This is a genomic window from Kocuria sp., from assembly GCF_030536815.1.
Classification (GTDB): domain Bacteria; phylum Actinomycetota; class Actinomycetes; order Actinomycetales; family Micrococcaceae; genus Kocuria; species Kocuria gwangalliensis.
The window spans coordinates 1-1,823 of sequence record NZ_JAUNPE010000302.1 but is presented as its reverse complement, the minus strand read 5'-3'; the positions used below and the strand labels follow the sequence as shown (position 1 = coordinate 1,823).

Sequence of the window (1,823 nt, the reverse complement as noted above, 5' to 3'; positions counted from 1 at the left end):
GAACACCACCACTCCGGAGGCGATGAAGCCACCCACGAATGCACCGATGGCTGCGGTAGCGAGTGCCTGCGGGGCGCGCCCATTCAGGGCCATCTTGTGCCCCTCGAACGTTGAGGCAATGGCAGACGCCTGCCCCGGAGTGTTCATGAGGATGCCCATGGTGGAGTCACCGAACAGGCCACCGAAGTACACGCCGGAGAACATGATGAACGCCGCGGTGGGCTCCAGGGCGAAGGTCACGGGCAAGAGCAGAGCCACGGCCATGGAGGAGCCCAGGCCGGGCATGACGCCCACGGCGGTGCCCAGGAAACAACCCAGCACCACCCAGAACAGGTTCTGCCAGGTGAGGGCTCCAGCGAAGCCCTCCATGAGTAAGGACAGAGTCTCCATTTAGAAGCCACCCCCAAGAAGTCCGGAGGGCAGCGAGAGCCCCAGTGCCATGTCGAATGCAATGTACGCAATGGAGCTCACCGTCAGTCCGACGATCAGTGAAACCAAAGGCTGTTTGGATCCGAACCCGCGGGCCACGCACCAGAACAGCAGCGCCGCTCCGAGGATCCACCCCAGAAATTCGAGAAGTAGGGAGAAGGCCAAGAACCCGCCGATGACCCAGATGAGCGAACGCCACGAAAAGGTGGCGGGAGCGGCGTCGTCGGTGTCGCCCAACGTGCCGCTGGACCAGTGGCGGACAACGGTGATGACTTGCACTGCCACCAAGACGTAAATGACGCCCGTGATGATGGCCGGGAAGAAGCGCGGGCCGGGGAAGTCCACGGAATCCGGGACTTCCATCACCAGCATGCCCACGAGCAGATACGTGGCGAACGCGGCGAGCACCAGCGGCATGATGAGGGCGCGCAGTAGGGCGCCGGCCGAGCGCGAACTTGGGTCGGATGAGGGGGCGGAGTCCGCCCAGGGCGCGGGCGCCGAGGATTCCGAAACGGATGCGTGACTCACAGTCCCAACTCCTTGTACAGGGCGGTGATTCGCTCGGTCTCGTCCTTGATGAACTGCGTGAGCTCGTCGCCGGTGATCACGTTCTCATTCCAGTTGTATCGCTTGATGGCTTCGCCCCATTCGGGAGTCCCGATCGTTTCCAGCACGATGTTCTCCAGCTCTTGTTTCTCGTCATCGGTGATGCCGCCGGGAGCCATCAGGATGCGCCAGTTGGCCAGAGTCACGTCGTAGCCCTGGTCGACGGTGGTCGGAATGTCGACGCCCTCCACGGGCTCCTCGGCCACGATCGCGAGCGCGCGGAGTCGGCCGGATTCGATCTGGTCGATGGAATCCGGGTAGCCGCTGGCCGCCGCGGCCACGGTGCCGTTGAGCAGCGCCTGCGTCGACTCGCCGCCACCGTCCGAGGACACGTAAATCATGTCCGCCGGTTTGATGCCGCCGGCAATGGCCATTTCGGTGACCACCAGCTGGTCGAAAGAGCCGCCGCCGGTCCACGGGACATCGCCCGGGTTCTGCGACCAGGCCTTCATGAGGTCGTCAAGAGTTTTATAGGGAGAGTTGGCGGGAACCACGATCACGTCGTACTCCTCGACCGTGACGGCCAGGGGGCTGACGTCGTCGTACGTGGTGGCGGAATCGTACTGAATGGTTGCGGCCAGCTGGCCGGTGCCGCCGACCATCAAGTTGTTCGCATCGCCGTCCAGAACGGACAGGTTGCCCAGCGCGATGGTGCCGCCGGCGCCCGGCATGTTCACCACCTGCGTGTTGTTGATGATGCTGTTCGCCCGCTGCGCCTGCTGCATCTCGCGGGCCACGGTGTCCCAGCCGCCGCCGGCCGCGGCCGGGGCAATGATGGTCATGCTCGA

2 protein-coding genes and 1 pseudogene are annotated in these 1,823 nt (G+C 64.3%); all 3 read right to left on the bottom strand.

The annotated features are described in order from the left end of the window. A pseudogene (tctA, locus tag Q4E95_RS13395) lies at nt 1-390 on the bottom strand (tripartite tricarboxylate transporter permease TctA); the annotation flags it as partial. Beyond that, the gene (locus Q4E95_RS13390) at nt 391-957 is read right to left on the bottom strand and encodes a tripartite tricarboxylate transporter TctB family protein (RefSeq protein WP_303383771.1); all 567 of its coding nucleotides are present in this window, start codon (nt 955-957) and stop codon (nt 391-393) included. It abuts the pseudogene before it with no gap. Beyond that, the coding region (locus tag Q4E95_RS13385) for a tripartite tricarboxylate transporter substrate binding protein (protein ID WP_303383770.1) at nt 954-1,823 on the bottom strand (870 nt) is incomplete at its 5' end. The genes Q4E95_RS13390 and Q4E95_RS13385, both read right to left, overlap by 4 nt.